Genomic DNA, 17,753 nt, shown 5'->3' on the forward strand with positions numbered 1-17,753 from the left:
GGGCATTCGTGAATTCCTTATTGAACCTCATCGTCAACGGCCTAGCGACCGGCATGCTGGTGTTTCTGCTGGCGGCGGGCCTGACGCTGATCTTCGGCCTCATGAGCGTGCTTAACTTCGCTCACGGCGGTCTGTTCGCCTGGGGCGCCTATGGAGGCGTCTGGCTGTACGGGCTGACCGGGTCGTTCGCGGCGGCGCTGGCCGGCGCGGTCGTCATCGGGATGCTGCTCGGCTGGGTGATGGAGCGCGTCGTCATCCGCCCGGTATACGGCAACCATGTCCAGCAGATCCTCGTGACGCTGGGAGCGATGCTCGTGCTGAGCGAGCTGCTCAAGGTCGTCTTCACCCCGAATCCGCTCAAGGCGGAGACGCCTGCATGGCTGAGCGGAAGCTGGGATGCCGGCGGCGTCATCCTCATCAAATACCGGCTGTTCATCATTCTGGTCGGCGCGCTCGTCTATATCGGACTGACGCTGCTGCTGCGACGCACCCGGATCGGCCTCATCGTGCGCGCCGGCGTCGCCAATCCCGACATGGTGCAGGCGCTCGGCATCAACATCCGGCTCGTCTTCACGCTCGTCTTCATGTTCGGCGCCGGGCTGGCCGCCTTCGGCGGGGCGCTGCTCGCTCCCTACTCCGGCGTCGTCTTCTCGGAAATGGGCATGCAGTTCGCGATCCTCGCCTTCATCGTCGTCGTCATCGGCGGCATGGGCAGCATCCAGGGCTCGGCGCTCGCCTCGCTGCTGGTCGGCCTGTCCGGCGCGCTCATGGCCTACTATGTGCCGGATCTGTCGCTGGCGGCCAACATGCTGCTGATGGTGCTCGTGCTGCTCGTCCGCCCGTCCGGTCTGTTCGGAGCGAAGGGAGGCGGAGCATGAGCCGCACGCCTCTTCAGCCCCGATCCGAGTCGGCCGCGCCGCCAAAAAGAGCCCGCAGCGTCATGGGCAGGCTGTCCGCGCTGCAGGGAAGGTCCAGCCGCGCGCATAACGTCGTCGTCCTGCTGCTGTTCGTCCTGCTGGCCGCGCTGCCGGCGGTCAGCGATTCGCGCAGCCTGTTCATCCTGCTGACGCAGGTGTTCATTCTCGCCGTGTTCGCCATGAGCTACGACCTGCTGCTCGGCTTCACCGGCATCGTCTCGTTCGGCCACGCGATGTTCTTCGGCCTCGGCGCCTACTCGACCGGCCTGTTTCTGAGCAGGTTCGAGGCTACGCTGCCGATGCTCTTGCTGTCCGTAATCGCGGGCATGGCGCTGGCCGCCGCGCTGAGCTACCTCGTCGGCGTGCTCTCGCTGCGGCTCAAGAGCCATTTCTACGCGATGCTCACGCTTGCCTTCGCCGGCCTGCTGCTCGTCGCCGCCGAAAAATGGCGCTCGCTCACCAAAGGAAGCGACGGCTTCACCTTCGCCATCCCCGAGCCGCTCAAGGACCGCGCGACGCTGTATCTGGTCTGCCTGTGCACGCTGGCCGCGGTGTACGTGGCGCTTCGCCGCTTTACCCGGTCTCCGCTCGGCTCGGTGCTGCAGGCGATCCGGGAGAACGAGCAGCGGACCGAGTCGCTCGGCTACCGGATCGTCCCGTACAAGATCGCGGCGTCCGTCGTCGCCGGCGCGGCCGCCAGCATCAGCGGGTCGCTCTACGTGCTGACGCTGCGTTTCGTCAATACGACGGTGTTCTCGATGGACATGACGCTGAACGCCCTGCTCATGACGATCATCGGCGGCGTCGGCACGCTGTACGGAGCCGTCATCGGCGCCGCGGTCATCGAGTGGGCGCATCAGCTGCTCACCGATCTCGCCGGCGTGCATCCCATTTTCGAGCGCTGGATCATTTTCTTCGGCCTGCTCTACATCGTCGTCGTGCTTGTATTTCCGTCCGGCATCGCCGGCACCTGCGCCTCCTGGCTGAGCTCCATGCGGCGCAGGCGGCAGCCGGAAGATCCAGAGGAGGAGAGGCCATGAGCGAGTCCGCGCTGTGTTCGTTTGTCGTTCGCTGCACCCCTTGCGACAGTCCGAGCGGGTGGAGGATCAAGGTGACGCATGTGCAGGAGCAGGTCGAGCTGACGATGGCCACCCTGGACGAAGCCGCCGACTATATGAAAAGCAGGCTGGAAAGGAGGCAGCTCCCATCATGACTCTTCAAGCTCATGCCGAACAAGCCGTCTCGCTGATCGCCGTCGGCCTCTACATCCCCGATGCCCGGATGACCAGCGCCGAGATCGCCGAGGCGTCCGGCGTGCCGCAGCCCGTCGTCGAGTCCAAGCTCGGCTTGCGCAGCAAGCCGGTGCCCGGCCCGGAGGACGGCACCTGCGAGATGGGCATCCGCGCCGCCAGGCAGGCGCTGGCGCGCAGCGGCGTCGATCCGATGGATATCGACGCCGTCATCTACATCGGCGAAGAGCATAAGGAGCACCCGGTATGGACGGCCGCGCTCAAGCTGCAGGAGGAGATCGGCGCGCGGCGGGCGATCGGCTGGGACATCGCCTTGCGCTGCTGCACCGCGATCGCCGGGCTCAAGATCGCCAAGACGATGATGAGCGGCGATCCGTCGCTCCGCACCGTGCTGCTCGCAGGCGGCTACCGCAACGGCGACCTGATCGATATGGCCGATCCCGCCACGCGGTTCATGCTGAACCTGTCTGCCGGCGGCGGAGCGCTGATCCTACGCAGGGACGCGGGAGCTGAGTACCCCCGTCTGCTGGATACCGCGCTGCTGACGGACGGCTCGTTCAGCGAGGATGTCGTCGTCGGCGCCGGCGGCACCCGCCAGCCGCTCACTCCAGAGCTGCTGGCGGCCGGCGAGCCGCGCTTCCGCGTGCAGGATGCCGAGGCGATGAAGGAACGGCTCGACCGGCTGTCGATGAAGCGGTTCGAGGAGGTCATCCGCCGCTCGGCCGCGGACAGCGGCTGCGATGACCCGGCCGGCCTGGCCTATCTCGGCCTGCTGCATATGAAGCGCTCCGCGCATCATCATGTGCTCCGCGCGCTCGGCGTTGCGGAAGAGCGGGCGATCTACCTGGAGGACTACGGCCATATGGGACAGTTCGATCCGATCCTTCATCTCGAACTGATCGCCCGGGATGGCCGCATGAAGCCGGGAGACGCGGCGACTCTCGCCGCAGCGGGCATCGGCTACGCTTGGGGAGCGACGACGCTGAGCTGGGGGGATGAGCCATGTCCGTGGAGCTGAAATCGGTCCGCCTCGACAGCGGAGAGACGATCGGTTATCGGCAGCGCTCCGGCGGCGAGGAGGCCGTGCTGCTCCTTCATGGCAACATGAACTCCTCGGTCCACTGGGACGTCGTCCTGGAGCGGATGGAAGCCCGGTATGCCGTCTATGCCGTCGACCTGCGGGGCTTCGGCACGTCGACTTACCTTGCTCCGGCAGTCCGGCTTTCGGACTATGCGGACGATGTGGCGGCATTCATGGAGAAGATCGGGCTGCCTCGCGCCATCGTCTGGGGCTGGTCGACCGGCGGCGGAGTCGCGATGGAGCTGGCGGCTCGACATCCGGAGCGGGTCGACAGGCTGGTGCTGCTCGCCTCGGTCTCGACTCGCGGATACCCGCAGCATGAAGACGGACCGGACGGCAGGCCGGATCTCTCGAGCAGGCTGACGAGCGCAGACGGAATCCGAGCGGACCGCCGCAACCGGCGGATCCTGCAGGCGAACGAGGAGCGCGACAAGCCGTTCATGAAAGCCTTGTTCGACGCCGTCATCTACGAGCGCCGGCAGCCGGAGCCGCAGCGGTACGAGGCTTATCTGGAGGATATCCTGACCCAGCGCAATCTGATGGACATCTATGAGGCGCTCAATGCGTTCAACATCAGCCGCTTCGATCATCCCGCCGGAGCCGGCACCGGAGCCGTCGACCTCGTCGAGGCTCCGGTCCTGGCGGTCCGTGGGACGGAGGACAAGGTGATCAGCGAGGCGATGCATCGCGAGCTGATGGAGGATTTCCGAGGCAGAGCGGCCGAAGCGCTGCTGCCGGGCTGCGGCCATTCGCCGCTCATAGACGATCCCGAGCGGCTGCTGGATGTCGTACAATCGTTTTTGCAGGAGGGAGCATGAGCATGAGATTGGATGGAAAGACCGCGATCATCACCGGCGGAGCGGGCGGCATCGGCTGGGCCGCGGCCACGCTCTTCCTCGAGCAGGGAGCGCGGGTCGTCGTCGCTGACTACAACGAAGCCGCTGGGATGCAGCGGATCGCGTCGCTCGATCCGAAGCTGCAGGGGCAAGCCCGCTTCATCGCCGTCGACGTCTCGAGCGAGGAGCAGGTGGAGGCGATGGCCCACGCCGCGCTCGCCTGGCTGGGAGCGATCGACATCCTCGTCAACAATGCCGGCATCACGAGGGACGCGATGCTGTCGCGGATGACGACCGAGCAGTGGAAGCAGGTGCTGGACGTGAATCTGAGCGGCGTGTACTACTGCACGAAGCATGTTTCCCCGCATATGGCTGCCAGAGGCAAGGGCAAGATCATCAACACCAGCTCGATCGTAGGCGTGCAGGGCAATCTCGGCCAGACCAACTATGCGGCCGCCAAGGCAGGCGTCATCGGCATGACCCGCACCTGGGCGAAGGAGCTCGGCTACAAGGGCGTCTGCGTCAATGCGGTCGCTCCCGGCTTCATCGCGACGGACATGGTCGCGTCCATGCCGGAGCAGGCCATCGCCGCGATGAGCGAGCGGGTTCCGCTGCGCAGGCTCGGACAGCCGGAGGATGTCGCTCAGGCGTATCTGTACCTCGCGTCGGATGCCGCCGATTATGTGAACGGCACCGTGCTGGAGGTCAATGGCGGACTGAGCATCTAGCCTCCGTCGATAGAGAATGGCATCGGAATCGACGTTAATGCCATTTAGGGTTAACTTCATTAATGGATGAAAAAGCCGCATGCCACGCGGCTTTTTTGCTTTCCCGGAAAGCTCCATGCCGGCGGGCGACGCGGAGTCGATGGATGAAATAGGCAAATGCGGTTGACTTGCCAGGTACTTCGTGTTACTTTGTAGTGGTAGTAAGTGTCACAGGATACCTGTCTTACTGAATAGCAAGGAGTGGTCGTGCTGGAAAACTTGACGGAAATGCTCAAAGGCGTATTGGAGGGCTGCATCCTCGAAATCATCAGCCGCGAAGAAACCTATGGGTATGAAATTACGCGGCGGCTGAACGCGCTCGGCTTCAAGGATGTCGTAGAGGGGACGGTGTACACGATCCTGATCCGGCTGGAAAAAAACAAGCTGGTGGAAACGTTCAAGAAGCCGTCCGACGTTGGACCGCCGCGGAAATTCTATGCGATCAACGATGCGGGTCGCGCGGAGCTGCGGCGGTTCTGGGAAAAATGGCAGTTCGTCTCATCTAAGCTGCAGGAACTGAAGGAGGAAATGTCATGAACTTTTGGGAAAAGGTCACGGGCAGCGACATGAACAAGGAAATCCGGACATTTGAATCGAGAGTGAAGAAGCTGCCGGCGGATCATCAAGCGGCATGGGCCGCCATCCAGGCGAATCTTTGGCCGTATTCCGACTTCAGCGGCCGCAATCTCATCCCGATCCTGGACGGCGTCGTCGGCCTGCTGGAAGAAGCGGCCGCAGAAGGCCAGAGCGTCCAGGATGTCTTGGGCGATGACATCAAAGGCTTCTGCTCCGCGCTGGCGGGCGAAGAGGGCGCCAAGTCCTTCCGCGACAAGTGGCGCGAGCAGCTGAATGATGCGGTCGCCAGAAAACTGAAGAAGCAGGAGGGGAAATAAATGAACATCCGCGACATCATCGAAGGCAAAAAAGAATGGCGCGCGCATGTAGCCCGCGTCAAAGCGCTTCCGCAGGATTATCAGATCGTGTACAACGAGATGCAGAGGTATTTGTTCAAGGTCGGGCCGGTCGAGCTGACCGAGGGGAACGGCGTGCTCTCGGGAATCGTCGATCTTTTTGAAGAAGGCGCGGCATCGGGAAGAGGCGTGCTCGAGGTGACAGGCAGCGACGTCGCGGCTTTTTGCGACGATCTGATCCGCGATTCCAAAACCTACGCGGATCTCGTTCAGGAATCGGTACGCCAAAGCAAAAAAAAGTAAAGGGAGACGGTGGAAATGAAGAACGCCATAAAGGTAACCGGACTGCAAAAGTCGTTCAAGAACACGGAAGTGCTCAAGGGCGTCCATTTCGAAGTGCGGCCAGGCGAGATTTTCGCTTTGCTCGGCTCCAACGGCGCGGGCAAGACGACGATTGTCCGAATTCTCGCCACGCTGCTCAAGCCGGACGGAGGAGCCGCTGAGGTCGGCGGATTTGATGTCGCGACGCAGCCCGGGAAGGTCCGGCATGCGATCAGCCTGACCGGCCAGTTTGCCGCTGTGGATGAGATTTTGACCGGGCGGGAAAATCTGATCCTGATGGCGAAGCTGCGGCATCTGGATCAACCGCGTCAAGTCGCGGACGGCTTGCTGAAGCGCTTCGGCTTGACGGACGCGGCCGACCGCAAGCCATCGACGTATTCGGGCGGCATGCGCCGCAGGCTCGACATCGCCTTGAGCCTGGTCGGGCAGCCGCAGGTCATTTTTCTCGACGAGCCGACGACCGGGCTTGATCCGGAAGCGCGCATCGAGGTATGGAAGATCGTCAAGGAGCTCGCCGGCAGCGGCGCGACGGTATTCCTGACGACGCAGTATTTGGAGGAAGCCGAGCAGCTTGCCGACCGGATCGCCATTTTGCATGAGGGCCGCATCATCGCCAACGGCACGCTGGCGGAGCTGAAAAGCCTTTTCCCGCAAGCCAAGGTGGAGTATGTAGAGAAGCAGCCGACTTTAGAGGAAATATTCCTTGCCATCATCGGCAAGAAGGAGGTCGTGTAACATGGGAGAGGCCAAAACGTATTTCTTCCGCGACATGAGCGTCATGCTGGGGCGGTCCATGCGCCATATTTTCCGCAGCATGGATACCATGTTGACGGTTTGCATTACGCCGATCGCGATGATGCTGTTGTTTGTCTATGTATTCGGCGGCGCGATCGAAACGGGCACGGGCAATTATGTGAACTACCTGCTGCCGGGCATTCTGCTCATGGCCATCGCCAGCGGAGTCGCTTACGTCGCTTACCGCTTGTTCATCGACAAGCAGAGGGGCATCATGGAGCGGTTTCACTCGATGCCGATCGCCCGTTCCACCGTCCTATGGGGTCATGTCCTGACGTCGGTCGTCTCCAACGTCATCTCGATCGTCGTCATCATTCTCGTCGCGCTTCTGATGGGCTTCCGCTCGTCAGCAGGAGTCCTGTCTTGGCTCGCCGTAGCCGGCATCCTCGTCTTGTTCACCTTGGCCTTGACGTGGATCGCGGCGATCGCCGGACTGACGGGCAAAACGATGGAAGGAGCAAGCGCGTTTTCGTACCCCTTGATTTTCCTCCCGTTCATCAGCTCCGCCTTTGTGCCGACGGATTCGATGCCGCTTATCGTGCGGGTCTTTGCCGAAAACCAGCCGGTGACCTCGATCGTGGAAACGATCCGATCGCTGCTGTCGAATCAGCCGGTCGGCACGGAGATTTGGGTCGCTTTGGCATGGTGCCTGGGGATCATGCTCGTCGCTTATTTCTTTGCGGTGCGCGCTTATAATCGGATTGTCGCTTAAAAGAGCAATCGAGAAGAAATCCATCCAGCCGCAACATAGTAGACTATTCGTAGGCACCTGAAATCTTGATTACGAAGGGGATGGAGCGCTATGGCCAATATCGAGCACTTGCAGACGGTGAATGTTCCAGCATCGACGGTTTATGAAGCTTTGACGACTGCAAAAGGACTTTCCGAAATATGGACGAATGAACTCGTCGTCCACGATCAGGTCGGCCTCATCCATGAGTTCCGATTCGGCGGCGAAGGCCTGACGAAGATGAGGATCGACGAGCTTGTCGCCGATAAGAAGATTTTGTGGCATTGCGTGGATTCGGATCCAGAATGGATCGGGACGACGATATCTTTTGAGCTGTCGGAAAAAAACGGGCGGACTTCCATTGTCCTTCGTCAGATGGACTGGAAGGAAGTCACCGCATTTTATCGCTCCTGCAACTATAACTGGGCCATCTTTTTGTACAGCCTCAAGCAGTACTGCGAAGAAGGCGAAGGGCTTCCGTATCATAAACGAAAGTTCTAAGCTCGAGAGCGTTGAATCGTGACGATGCTCATAACGTTAGATGAAAAGACGTCCTGATACGGGATGGATGATACGGTTCAAAAACGGCGGCTCAATCGATGAGAGCCGTTTTTCTTTCTATACATCTTCACAAAACTCGTATTTTGTACAGATGTCAGTATGAAGACTCAAGGCTCTGTGCATCAAGACTTCTTGTCTAGACTTTACTTTCGTAATAAGTCTCGAATTCAGCAACAGAGTCAAACTGGTTTAATGATACACCTTCTGCTTTGAGGTGATTCTCTAACTTTGGTTCAAGAAGCCAAGCGACTTAAAAATGTTTGCCGCGATCTCTTGAGCCTGAGTTCGACAATAGACCAAGTCCTTGGAGGCTTGGGTAAGCCGCATTTTAGCCAAGTTGATGAGGCAATCCTTTAATACGGATTCGGCTTTGCTGATTAAGTCAGCTGCTTTGGACTCACTGCCCATGTTGGATATTATCTCACGGAGCCCCATGAACCTCGCAAGATCATCTTCTGATCGAACATATAACAGCTCACAGTCTGCAATAATCGTCGTGCTCCACTCCTCAGATCTTGCCATTCTTTCAGCACGATCCCATGCGATTGGCCAGAAATCAAAACTTATACCGTCGATAATAAACTGACACTCCACTTCTCTTCCTTTGGCCGTGGCCGGAATGAAAAAGAAATCCAAATCCGATCGTTCAGTCGCTCGACCCTGTAAATATGATCCTTAGTATCCGACAATAGCAATATCTTGAGGTAAATGGGTCTTAATATGTTTTACAATAATGTCAGCTACGGAAAAAACATCAACCATTAGAAAACCTCCTTGTTGTTCTATATGATTATATCAAATACAGTCCCTAATTTTGGCAGAAAAATTAAGTATAGCTATTCTGATCATTAACACAAAAAACTGCCAATCGTTCGCCGGCAGTCTCCGTTAATTGTATAGTATTTTGTACATATGTATGTAAGTTGAATTATGACTCCCAACGTTATCATAAATGACATTGACGATTTAAAGTCGACGGTTTATAATCGGAATCAAATAAACCATGTCATAATACATCACACAAATTCTTGTATAAGCTCATTAATCGGAGTGAGCGTCTCGACCAGGCAACCGTAATTGCCCCAGGCTACAAGAGGCCGCCAGATAGATTCTGTCTCCGTTCATTATCGGGACGCGACGGAATCCTTATCTCGCGCCTCTTAAGCTTGGGGCTTTATTGCGTTAATTCCAATTCCAGTAAGGAGTGTTCTAAATGACCCTTTCCAACGGCGTAGACGACACGCAAGTCCAACTTCCTCGCGATTGCACGTTCTCCCCCACCGATTGGCAGGTGCTGGCCAAGTATTGGTATCCCGTCGCGATCGCGGAAGAAATCAAAGATAAGCCCGTCGCGGTCAAGCTGCTTGACGTCAAACTGGTGTGCTATCGCAGCCATGGTCAAGTGGTCGTCGCACGCGACATGTGCTTTCATCGCGGTGCCCCGCTTAGCAAAGGATGGGTTGAAAATGAGGAGATCGTATGCCCTTACCATGGCTTCCGTTACAACTGCGAAGGCGTGTGCACCTCCGTCCCCGCCCATCCCGATGGGAAAATATCGCCCAAGCTCAAGCTTATTACGTATCCTTCCATCGAAAAATACGGCCTGATCTGGACGTCTATTGCCGGGACGGAAGTGAATATTCCCGACTTCCCCGGCTGGGAGGATCCTGACTACATTAATGTACTGCCTCCTAGCTTCGATATTGCCGGCTCCGCGGGACGTCAAATGGAAGGCTTCCTGGACGTCTCCCACTTCGCCTTTGTTCATACGGAGACGTTCGGGGATCGAAATAATACGGAGGTGCCGCAATACAAAGTGACGAGAGACGGCCATACTCTCCTTGCGGATTATTGGAGCACCGTCAGCAATTATGGCAAGGGTCAAGAGAATCCAGCTCCCGAGGGATTCATGTGGCTGCGCGCGTTCCGAGTGTTCGCTCCGTTTGCCGCTTCGCTGACGGTTCACTTCCCCTTCGACGGCAAGCTGATGATTTTGAACTGCGCCTCCCCCGTCTCGGCAAGATACACGAGACTCTTCAGCCCGATCTCGAGAAACTTCGATAAGAGCGTGCCGGCGGAGGATACCATCAAGTTTAACTTGCAGGTATTCCAAGAGGATGCCGATATGGTCGAGCTGCAGACTCCGGAGGATCTTCCTCTAGATCTATTGGCAGAAGCTCATATCCCCGCCGATCGGACGTCGATTGCCTACCGACAACTGCTTACAGATCTTGGATTAGGACGCAGCTATACCTCCTAAAGGAGTCATTACCACCGCAAAAATCCAATGCACCATAAAGAGTCCCATCTCTATTGCGGACGTGAAGCCATAATCGAGAAATGCTGGAACAAGCAAGCTGAAATTCCGATCACATTAAGCAAAGAGGCACTCCATAGGTGCCTCTTTGCTGTTCAACGCTTGAAACGATTATTTCCACTCCGTAAATCAACAGCGATCTCATCTATTTTTCTAACGACCGCCGTTTCTTCTCCCCTTATGCTCTCGCTTGCCATTTCCCTTAGCGCCGCGTGATCTCCTACACAAATCGAATGATGAGCGTATTGGAACATGGGAATATCATTGATGTCGTTCCCAAATGCGATGTATTCGCCTGGTTTAAGCCCTAGCGCTTGAAGTCCAACCCACTTGTCAATGCCGTCAGGACTTATGTCGATGATATCTTCCGTTCCGTGGGTATACATTCTGATCGGCAGCTTCTCTAGTTCATTTATCAGTTTGACTGAATCTTTACTGCTTAAGACAACAACTTTGACGATCTCTTTTAATTCATCGAATCGGACGTTTTTTGCACGAATTTCCGGATCCAAATTTTTGCGTATGGGATGTTCGGGATCTCCGGTATAGGAATAATCCCATAAGCTGTCCATTAAATAGGCTGCTTCATACTCCATAAGTAAATCGATGATTCGTTTGCCTATGGACGCCTCTAATTGAATTGAAGAGACAGGCTTGCCGCCTTTATATACGAAGCCGCCATTCCCTCCTATCATCGGAGCATGATGCAAGTGAACGGGCAGTATAGGCAGCAGATCGCGGATAGGTCTGGCGGAAGCAAAAATGACCTCATGACCTTCCATCGCTATCCGATCCAAGGCCTTGATGATCGGGTCGCTTAACGGATTTCCTTTAAAGCAAATTGTTCCATCCAAGTCAAATACGAATTTCATCTAAAATATCCTCCCTCGGTTTTTCTAATCGTAACAAAATGGTTTAAAATGAAAAGGACCGATGTCCGAATTGGAGGATACGAATGAAAGTCTCCTATGAGCTTAACGAAATACTTGAGTTTATCGCTCGCTTCGAGTTAGACACCATGTTTTCAGAACTGAATTCAATCCCTCTTCAGCTTCGCTCCTATAGGCAAAATGAAGTTGTCCTGCATGAAGGAGATGAACTGGAGGGCCTTTACCTGCTGCTGGAGGGTCAGGCTAAGGTGACGACAAGCGTCGAGAACGGAAAATCGCTCTTGCTTCGCTTTTGTCATCCTGTTTCCGTCTTCGGCGACATTGAGCTTATCCAAAAAGTAGATATCCAGTCTCAGGTCTTAGCGGTAGAGGACTCTCGTTTCCTATTTATTGATAAGGCTACCGTGGAGAATAAGCTGTTGCAGGATTATCGATTTTTAAACGAATTGTTGAAGCACCTGACTTATAAACTCCAGACTTGCACATCCGCCTCCAGAATAAACCTGCTCTCTTCCGTTGAAGAACGTTTGGCCATTTATCTATTGACCACGCGAGATCCAAACGAATTTGGCAAAGAAATTCAAACGGAGAATATTGCGGAAATCTCTTCTGTTATAGGCACTACGACTCGGCATTTAAACCGTACCATTCAAAAGCTGTCCGACTCCGGGGTCCTGATCAAAAAGCGGAACGGATTTCTTGTAAACGACTGGGATAAATTAGATGAAATAACGGGGGGATTGCGTTATCACTAATCGGCGATGTCGACGATCATGAACACCTTTGGCATCCTAGCGCGAGCTGACTCTTCAAAAAAGCATCCGCCGCATAAAAGAGCCCAAGCCGTAACCGGCTTGGGCTCCTTTATTTTTCGCATCCAATCGCCACGGCGGCCGGGCTCGGCAGCGGGCTGTGCATTCAGCTCCGCTTCAACCGCCGCTGGCCGCGAGCTCCCTTCCTACTGGATCTCTAGATAATCCAGGTAGACGTCCCAGGTTCCGTTGTCCGACGTGCACACGAGCTGGATCTCCTGATTGCCCGTGCCGTGGCTGACGTTCGAGATCGTGTAGACCGCGGGATTGCTGTCGCCGAAGTAGAACGTGCCCTTCGTGACGCCGCCGATCTTCAGGTCGACCCGCGCCATCGTCGAGTTGCTCGAAGCGCCTCTCAGCGAGAAGCTGTGCGTGCCGGTCGTAAAGTTCTGCGTATACTTCACCAGATCGTTGTTGGCATACAGCGCGACGCCGTTGAACGGCGAGCTGATGTTCGACGCGTACTGGCCGCCCTTGGTCATCGCCTCGGCCTCCACCTTCGTGGCGGTTCCCGGCGTGCCTCCGCCCCCGCCTCCGCCGCTGCCGCCGATCGTCAGCGTATGGCTTGTCACGTTGGCGCTGCCGCTGCTCTGGTAGCCTTCGACGGTCAGCGCGACTTCGTACATCTTGCCCATCGTCATGCCGAGGCTTTCCCATTTCTTGAAATGCTCGCTGACCGAGATCGTGCCTCCTGAGCGCTTCGACTGGCGTACGCTCCAGTACTGCTTGAACGTCGCCGTGCCGATGATCGACGGCTGGTTCACGCGCGTCGTCTCATAGATGTCGTAGGTCCCGCCGTCGACCGAGATCGTTCCCTTGAACGTGCCCGTCGGGCGGTACGTCCCCCAGTTGTCGACAATGTAGTACTCGACGAGCGGATCCTTCGTCCAGCCGTAGACGCACAGATAGGAGTTGCCGCCGGGATTGAACGTCGCGTTGTAGTTGATGGAAATGTTGCCGAGCTGGCCGTGCGTCTTGGTCGAGTCGAACTTTTTGCCTTTGCGGAACAAGGCGTTGTTGATGCCGCTCCACTGGGCGCTGAACGTGCCGCCGCTGTTCAGCGTCATGCTCGTCGTGCCGGAGTCCTTCCACAGCTCGTAGTCGTAGCCGTCCTGCGTTCCGGTCTGGTTGGACGTGATGGTCGTCGCCGCATGGGCGATGCTTGCGGGCAGCGCGAGCGCCAGGGAGAGCAGCAGCGTCAGGAATACCTTGGTCTTTCCGCGTTTCATTCGATCTTCCTCCTTTGAAATTGGGGTGCCTCCGTCCGGTTCGCTGTCCGTCCACAGCGAAAATTCGATCACGCCCTTTCCGTTCGATCTATTGTAAGCGGTTGCATAAATGATTTTAGCAGAGCCTTCTTTCGCCCGGCACCCGATTAAGTTTAGCTTTTACCCCAAAAAGTTTAGTCTTTTTCCAGAAAAATCCGTTCGACGAATCGCTCTTGCGGAAGACGGAAAGGAAATCCTTGAAATAGCTCATGGGCCGACTTCCTCTGCCGCAGGGCTTGGATGAAAGTCGTTTTCCGAAATCCAGCGGGCGAGCTTGCTCGAATCGGTGACAGCGGAACACAGCTTTTCTATCGTGGTCTTAAAGGAGAAATGCATGGATAACGACAGGCTCATTCCAAATCCGCTTCCTCAATTAGACACCTTTAGGTGTCGGTTTGAGTGTGGGGCACCGTTTGGAGTCCTGTCAATTAAAAAAATCCCTTTTTCAAGGGATTTTCATGGAGCGGCAGAAGGGCCGCCTGCGCTTTATTTGCGCCAGAACGTCGTGCAGTCGGCCTTGTCCTCGATGTTGAAGGCGATGATCCGTTCCAGCAGCGGATAATCGACCGGGCGGCCCCACTTGAAGCGGATCAAGCCCTTCGTATGATCATGCTTGGACTCGACGATCTCCTCCAGGAAGCGATTCATGGCCGCCTCCTCGGGAGCGACAGCCAGATGCTGCTTGGATGCGCTGAACCCGATGATGAACGTCTCGTGATCGGTGAACATCGGCTGGTTCCAGGCGATCTTCGGCTGCAGCTGCGGGAACGTTGCCGCCACCCAGGCCAGCGCCTCCTCCATCTGCTCCCGATGGTCCGGCCGGTCGATCCCCGCGATATAGGCCTCGAATGCTTCCAATCCGTTCTCCTCCCTCCGCTCCTTCATCCTTGCAAATACTTCCCGGTGATCGACCGTTCCTCCCGAACCATCGCGGCAGGCGGTCCTTCGAATACGACCTCCCCGCCCATGCTGCCTCCGTCCGGCCCCATGTCGACGATCCAGTCCGCCTGGCTGATCACTTCGAGGTTGTGCTCGATGACGATGACCGTATTGCCGGCATCGACAAGCCGATTCATGATGTCCAGCAGATGCCCGATATCGGACATGTGCAGTCCCGTCGTCGGCTCGTCCATCACATAGATGCTGCCTTTCTTATGCAGCTCGCTCGCCAGCTTGATCCGCTGGCATTCGCCGCCGGAGAGCGTGCTGAGCGGCTGACCGAGCGTGATGTAGCCGAGCCCGACGTCGCTCATGGCCCGCAGCTTCCGCACGACCTCCTTCAGCTGGAAAAACGCCAGCGCCTGCTCCACGGTCATCTCCAGCACGTCGGCGATCGACTTGCCGTCGAGCTTGTAGCCGAGCACCTCTTCCTTGAACCGCTTGCCGCCGCATGCCTCGCAAGGCAGCTTCACGCTGTCGAGGTAGGCGAGATCCGCATACACGACGCCGAGGCCCTGACAGTTCTCGCAGGCGCCTTTGGAGTTGAAGCTGAACAAGCCCGGGCTGACCTTGTTCGCGGAAGCGAACGCCTTGCGGACATCGTCCATGATGCCCGTATACGTCGCCGGATTCGAGCGGGTGGACACGCCGACCGCCGACTGGTCGATGATGATCGCATCCTCATGCTGCCGGAGAAAGACGTCATGGATGAGCGTGCTCTTGCCGGAGCCGGCGACGCCTGTGACGACCGTCAGCACGCCGGCGGGAATGTCGACGCTCACGTTTTTCAAATTATGAAGCGACGCCTGGCGCACAGGCAGCGCGCCCGACGGCTTGCGGACGTCCTGCTTCAGCCGGAGCGGCCGCTTCATGAACCGGCCGGTGAGCGTGCCCGATTCCAGGAGGCCGTCATAGCTGCCCTCGTAGACGATGCTGCCGCCTCGGCTGCCCGCGTGAGGGCCGACATCGACGATATGGTCGGCGATCCGGATCACGTCGGGATCATGCTCGACGACGAGGACGGTATTGCCTTTGTCGCGCAGCTTGCGCAGCAGCTCGTTCAGCCGATGCACGTCGCGCGGATGCAGGCCGACGCTCGGCTCGTCGAATATATACGTCACATCCACCAGGCTGCCGCTCAGATGCTTCACCATCTTGACGCGCTGCGACTCGCCGCCGGACAGCGTGTCCGTCTCGCGGTCGAGCGTCAAGTAGCCGAGTCCGATGTCCGTCAGATGCTGCAGGCGCTCCGCCAGCGCTCGCACGACGGGCGCGGCGGCAGGGTCGTCGATCTCCCGCACGACGCGGATGAGCCGGCTCGCTTCCATCGCGGACATCTCGGCGATGTTCAGCCCGTTGATCCGGCAGGCGAGCGCAGCCGCATTCAGCCTGGCGCCGCGGCAGCCGGAGCAGGGACCTTCCGCGATATACGGAGTCACCGCGCGCTGCGTGCGCTCGGACATTGTCTTGATGTCGCGCTTGATGTACTTGTTGGTGAATTTCTCGATGAAGCCTTCCACGGTCAAATTCATCGTCTTGCCGCCGAACTGCACCTCGACCTTCTTGGCCTTGCCGTACAGCAGCTGGTCCAGCTCCTCCGGCTCGTAGTCGTCCAGCTTTTTGTCGGGGTCGAACGAGCCGTATTGCAGCAGCATCGACCACTCCCAGCTGTCGACGGCGTAGTCGGGCAGTTGGATGGCGCCTTCCTTCAGCGATTTCGACATGTCGACCGCCTTGTCCATATCGACGCCGAGCTTGCGGCCGAGACCGCTGCATTCGGGACACATGCCTTGCGGATCGTTGAACGAGAACCGGTTGACCGGTCCGACATGAGGCTGTCCGATCCGCGAGAACAGCAGCCGGACGATCGGCGAGATGTCGGTGATCGTGCCCAGCGTGGAGTGGGAGCCGCCGCCGAGCCGCTTCTGGTCGACGATGACCGCCATGCTTAGATTTTGAATATCATCGGCGTCGGGTTGAGGGTACTTCGGAAGGAAGTTGCGCACGAACATGCTGAAGTTCTCGTTCAGCAAGCGCTGGGACTCGGAGGCGATCGTATCGAAAACGATCGAGGACTTGCCGGAGCCGGATACTCCGGTGAAAATGGTGATCTTTCGTTTGGGAATGCTTAGCGTGACGTTCTTGAGGTTGTTTTCGCGCGCGCCTGAGATGAGGATATGCTCCTGGCTCGGACTGTTCATGCATGACCGCCTTTCAATCGGGAATGGTAGCTGAGGCATCACCCCTTATCCTACCATCGCAGCGGCATCGAGGAAAGCCTACCGGATCGTACCGAGCGCATTGCCGGTCATGCGCCGGCTTGCAGCCGCATAAAAAATCCGGCGGAGCCGAGGGCTCCGCCGGATCTGGTCTTCTTGAGCTTGGCTGGCTCGCAGGCAGCCGGTCTTCAGGCAGGATCGGCGTCCGAGCCGTCGCCGGCCTTCGGCGCCGGCTGCGATGCCGGCTCCAGCAAGCCGTCCAGCTCCCGCTCGAGCCGCTCCATGAGCGCCCGGAATTCGGCGGTCGAGGCCGATTCCGGCTGCAGGCGGGCGCTTTGGTTCAACGCCGCCAGCTTCTGGATGACCGCCGGATGCTCGCCCATGAGCTCCCTCAGCGCCAGCTTGCCGCGCCTCGGCTCATGCCGCTCCCGATGCTCGAATTCCCGGCCGCCGCGGCCACGGTAGCTCCAGCCTTCGCCTTCGCGCGATTCCTCGCCGCCGCTTCTCTCGCTAAGCGCGGCCTCGCCCTGCTCCGTGATGTGGTACAGCTTCTTGCCGTCCGCATCGGTATAGCCTGCGAGCTGCATGTCCTCGAGCAGCTGCAGGTTCGGATAGATCGAGCCGGCGCTTGGGCTGTACAGCCCGCCGGTGCGCTCCTCCATTTCCTTGATCAGCTGGTAGCCGTGCTTCGGCCCGGTCTTCAGCAGCTCCAGCAACGCAAACTTGAACTCGCCCCGCTCGAAGAAGCGCCGCTTGCCCTCGCCCCGTCCGCCGCCGAAGCCGCCTCCATGCGGATGGAACGGATGGCCGCGGTGATGCCAGGCCCGCCCGCCGTGATCCTTGCCGCCGAAGCTGCTACGATGCCCGCCATGCCTGCCATGCTCATGTCGCATCCAAATCGCCTCCAATACGATATATCGTAACAACCTCAGTTTAATACGATATATCGTATTGTGTCAAGCGATCGCGGTCAGCCTTCTGTCCCGCCGATACGAAAAAGCCCGGCCAGGGCGGCAAGGTCATCAAGTCAAGCTTATCTTGATGACCTTGCCGAGGCGGCCGAGCTTTTTCGCATATCCAATGAGATTCTATTGCTTTTGAGTGACCTGGGCTTTTAC

General features: G+C 57.8%; 20 protein-coding genes, 1 pseudogene and 1 riboswitch. Of the genes and pseudogenes, 14 read left to right on the forward strand and 7 right to left on the reverse strand.

The genetic code is table 11. From position 1 onward, the window contains the following. The first annotated feature begins 8 nt into the window (after positions 1-8). The 13 genes from B8V81_RS21320 (at position 9) to B8V81_RS21380 (ending at position 10,450) form a co-directional block, all read left to right on the forward strand. On the forward strand, positions 9-878 hold the full coding sequence (locus B8V81_RS21320; RefSeq protein WP_028597729.1) for a branched-chain amino acid ABC transporter permease: 870 nt from the start codon (positions 9-11) through the stop codon (positions 876-878). Between the two features lie 62 nt (positions 879-940). After that, the gene (locus B8V81_RS21325) at positions 941-1,957 is read left to right on the forward strand and encodes a branched-chain amino acid ABC transporter permease (protein ID WP_101809142.1); all 1,017 of its coding nucleotides are present in this window, start codon (positions 941-943) and stop codon (positions 1,955-1,957) included. Further along, positions 1,954-2,130, forward strand: coding sequence for a hypothetical protein (locus B8V81_RS25400; RefSeq protein ID WP_153783573.1), 177 nt, complete (start codon positions 1,954-1,956; stop codon positions 2,128-2,130). The genes B8V81_RS21325 and B8V81_RS25400 overlap by 4 nt, the downstream gene beginning before the upstream one ends. Next, the gene (locus tag B8V81_RS21330; protein ID WP_101809143.1) at positions 2,127-3,185 is read left to right on the forward strand and encodes a 3-oxoacyl-ACP synthase; all 1,059 of its coding nucleotides are present in this window, start codon (positions 2,127-2,129) and stop codon (positions 3,183-3,185) included. The genes B8V81_RS25400 and B8V81_RS21330 overlap by 4 nt, the downstream gene beginning before the upstream one ends. After that, on the forward strand, positions 3,170-4,066 hold the full coding sequence (gene phaZ / locus B8V81_RS21335; protein ID WP_028597732.1) for an intracellular short-chain-length polyhydroxyalkanoate depolymerase: 897 nt from the start codon (positions 3,170-3,172) through the stop codon (positions 4,064-4,066). Before B8V81_RS21330 ends, phaZ begins: the two co-directional genes overlap by 16 nt. 2 nt (positions 4,067-4,068) lie before the next feature. After that, the gene (gene fabG / locus B8V81_RS21340; protein WP_028597733.1) at positions 4,069-4,812 is read left to right on the forward strand and encodes a 3-oxoacyl-ACP reductase FabG; all 744 of its coding nucleotides are present in this window, start codon (positions 4,069-4,071) and stop codon (positions 4,810-4,812) included. A 267-nt stretch (positions 4,813-5,079) separates the two neighbouring features. Next, the gene (locus tag B8V81_RS21345; protein ID WP_276203375.1) at positions 5,080-5,388 is read left to right on the forward strand and encodes a PadR family transcriptional regulator; all 309 of its coding nucleotides are present in this window, start codon (positions 5,080-5,082) and stop codon (positions 5,386-5,388) included. Next, entirely contained in the window at positions 5,385-5,744 is a 360-nt protein-coding gene (locus B8V81_RS21350) for a DUF1048 domain-containing protein (protein WP_028597735.1), read from the forward strand. The genes B8V81_RS21345 and B8V81_RS21350 overlap by 4 nt, the downstream gene beginning before the upstream one ends. Next, on the forward strand, positions 5,745-6,065 hold the full coding sequence (locus B8V81_RS21355; RefSeq protein ID WP_028597736.1) for a DUF1048 domain-containing protein: 321 nt from the start codon (positions 5,745-5,747) through the stop codon (positions 6,063-6,065). Between the two features lie 15 nt (positions 6,066-6,080). Beyond that, positions 6,081-6,839, forward strand: a complete 759-nt coding sequence (locus B8V81_RS21360) for an ABC transporter ATP-binding protein (protein ID WP_028597737.1) — start codon at positions 6,081-6,083, stop codon at positions 6,837-6,839. Position 6,840: 1 nt separating this feature from the next. Then, positions 6,841-7,611: an ABC transporter permease gene (locus B8V81_RS21365; protein ID WP_028597738.1), complete on the forward strand. Its 771-nt coding sequence runs from the start codon at positions 6,841-6,843 to the stop codon at positions 7,609-7,611. A gap of 90 nt (positions 7,612-7,701) precedes the next feature. Then, complete coding sequence (locus B8V81_RS21370) at positions 7,702-8,130, forward strand: SRPBCC family protein (RefSeq protein ID WP_028597739.1); 429 nt, start codon at positions 7,702-7,704, stop codon at positions 8,128-8,130. Positions 8,131-9,198: 1,068 nt separating this feature from the next. Further along, positions 9,199-9,300, forward strand: a riboswitch (purine riboswitch). A gap of 103 nt (positions 9,301-9,403) precedes the next feature. Beyond that, complete coding sequence (locus B8V81_RS21380) at positions 9,404-10,450, forward strand: aromatic ring-hydroxylating oxygenase subunit alpha (RefSeq protein ID WP_028597741.1); 1,047 nt, start codon at positions 9,404-9,406, stop codon at positions 10,448-10,450. Positions 10,451-10,602: 152 nt separating this feature from the next. On the opposite strand, the gene B8V81_RS21390 is transcribed toward B8V81_RS21380, so the two are convergent. Then, a complete protein-coding gene (locus tag B8V81_RS21390; protein WP_028597742.1) occupies positions 10,603-11,379 on the reverse strand; it encodes an HAD-IIB family hydrolase in 777 nt (258 codons plus the stop codon). An 83-nt stretch (positions 11,380-11,462) separates the two neighbouring features. On the opposite strand from B8V81_RS21390, the gene B8V81_RS21395 reads away from it, so the two are divergent. Continuing rightward, complete coding sequence (locus B8V81_RS21395; RefSeq protein ID WP_028597743.1) at positions 11,463-12,152, forward strand: Crp/Fnr family transcriptional regulator; 690 nt, start codon at positions 11,463-11,465, stop codon at positions 12,150-12,152. A gap of 203 nt (positions 12,153-12,355) precedes the next feature. Here B8V81_RS21395 and B8V81_RS21400 read toward each other — a convergent pair whose 3' ends face one another. The 6 genes and pseudogenes from B8V81_RS21400 to B8V81_RS21420 all read right to left on the reverse strand — a co-directional run bounded on the left by B8V81_RS21400 (position 12,356) and on the right by B8V81_RS21420 (position 17,528). Further along, the gene (locus tag B8V81_RS21400; protein WP_028597744.1) at positions 12,356-13,438 is read right to left on the reverse strand and encodes a glycoside hydrolase family 11 protein; all 1,083 of its coding nucleotides are present in this window, start codon (positions 13,436-13,438) and stop codon (positions 12,356-12,358) included. Positions 13,439-13,553: 115 nt separating this feature from the next. Further along, a complete protein-coding gene (locus B8V81_RS26080) occupies positions 13,554-13,688 on the reverse strand; it encodes a hypothetical protein (protein ID WP_255309706.1) in 135 nt (44 codons plus the stop codon). Between the two features lie 26 nt (positions 13,689-13,714). Beyond that, a pseudogene (locus tag B8V81_RS21405) lies at positions 13,715-13,831 on the reverse strand (SRPBCC family protein); the annotation flags it as partial. Positions 13,832-13,963: 132 nt separating this feature from the next. After that, complete coding sequence (locus B8V81_RS21410; RefSeq protein ID WP_028597745.1) at positions 13,964-14,335, reverse strand: iron chaperone; 372 nt, start codon at positions 14,333-14,335, stop codon at positions 13,964-13,966. 23 nt (positions 14,336-14,358) lie between these two features. After that, entirely contained in the window at positions 14,359-16,617 is a 2,259-nt protein-coding gene (locus B8V81_RS21415) for an ATP-binding cassette domain-containing protein (RefSeq protein ID WP_028597746.1), read from the reverse strand. Between the two features lie 206 nt (positions 16,618-16,823). After that, positions 16,824-17,528, reverse strand: a complete 705-nt coding sequence (locus B8V81_RS21420) for a PadR family transcriptional regulator (protein WP_101809144.1) — start codon at positions 17,526-17,528, stop codon at positions 16,824-16,826. Positions 17,529-17,753 lie beyond the last annotated feature (225 nt).

The organism is Paenibacillus pasadenensis (assembly GCF_002864175.1).
GTDB lineage: Bacteria > Bacillota > Bacilli > Paenibacillales > Paenibacillaceae > Paenibacillus_O > Paenibacillus_O pasadenensis.

Bases quoted from the DNA above. Each gene is read 5' to 3' on its own strand.
- B8V81_RS21325 (WP_101809142.1), top strand. From the start codon at position 941: ATGGGCAGGCTGTCCGCGCTGCAGGGAAGGTCCAGCCGCGCGCATAAC.
- B8V81_RS25400 (WP_153783573.1), top strand. From the start codon at position 1,954: ATGAGCGAGTCCGCGCTGTGTTCGTTTGTCGTTCGCTGCACCCCTTGC.
- B8V81_RS21330 (WP_101809143.1), top strand. From the start codon at position 2,127: ATGACTCTTCAAGCTCATGCCGAACAAGCCGTCTCGCTGATCGCCGTC.
- phaZ (WP_028597732.1), top strand. From the start codon at position 3,170: ATGTCCGTGGAGCTGAAATCGGTCCGCCTCGACAGCGGAGAGACGATC.
- fabG (WP_028597733.1), top strand. From the start codon at position 4,069: ATGAGATTGGATGGAAAGACCGCGATCATCACCGGCGGAGCGGGCGGC.
- B8V81_RS21345 (WP_276203375.1), top strand. From the start codon at position 5,080: ATGCTCAAAGGCGTATTGGAGGGCTGCATCCTCGAAATCATCAGCCGC.
- B8V81_RS21350 (WP_028597735.1), top strand. From the start codon at position 5,385: ATGAACTTTTGGGAAAAGGTCACGGGCAGCGACATGAACAAGGAAATC.
- B8V81_RS21355 (WP_028597736.1), top strand. From the start codon at position 5,745: ATGAACATCCGCGACATCATCGAAGGCAAAAAAGAATGGCGCGCGCAT.
- B8V81_RS21360 (WP_028597737.1), top strand. From the start codon at position 6,081: ATGAAGAACGCCATAAAGGTAACCGGACTGCAAAAGTCGTTCAAGAAC.
- B8V81_RS21365 (WP_028597738.1), top strand. From the start codon at position 6,841: ATGGGAGAGGCCAAAACGTATTTCTTCCGCGACATGAGCGTCATGCTG.
- B8V81_RS21370 (WP_028597739.1), top strand. From the start codon at position 7,702: ATGGCCAATATCGAGCACTTGCAGACGGTGAATGTTCCAGCATCGACG.
- B8V81_RS21380 (WP_028597741.1), top strand. From the start codon at position 9,404: ATGACCCTTTCCAACGGCGTAGACGACACGCAAGTCCAACTTCCTCGC.
- B8V81_RS21390 (WP_028597742.1), bottom strand. From the start codon at position 11,379: ATGAAATTCGTATTTGACTTGGATGGAACAATTTGCTTTAAAGGAAAT.
- B8V81_RS21395 (WP_028597743.1), top strand. From the start codon at position 11,463: ATGAAAGTCTCCTATGAGCTTAACGAAATACTTGAGTTTATCGCTCGC.
- B8V81_RS21400 (WP_028597744.1), bottom strand. From the start codon at position 13,438: ATGAAACGCGGAAAGACCAAGGTATTCCTGACGCTGCTGCTCTCCCTG.
- B8V81_RS26080 (WP_255309706.1), bottom strand. From the start codon at position 13,688: ATGAGCTATTTCAAGGATTTCCTTTCCGTCTTCCGCAAGAGCGATTCG.
- B8V81_RS21415 (WP_028597746.1), bottom strand. From the start codon at position 16,617: ATGAACAGTCCGAGCCAGGAGCATATCCTCATCTCAGGCGCGCGCGAA.
- B8V81_RS21420 (WP_101809144.1), bottom strand. From the start codon at position 17,528: ATGCGACATGAGCATGGCAGGCATGGCGGGCATCGTAGCAGCTTCGGC.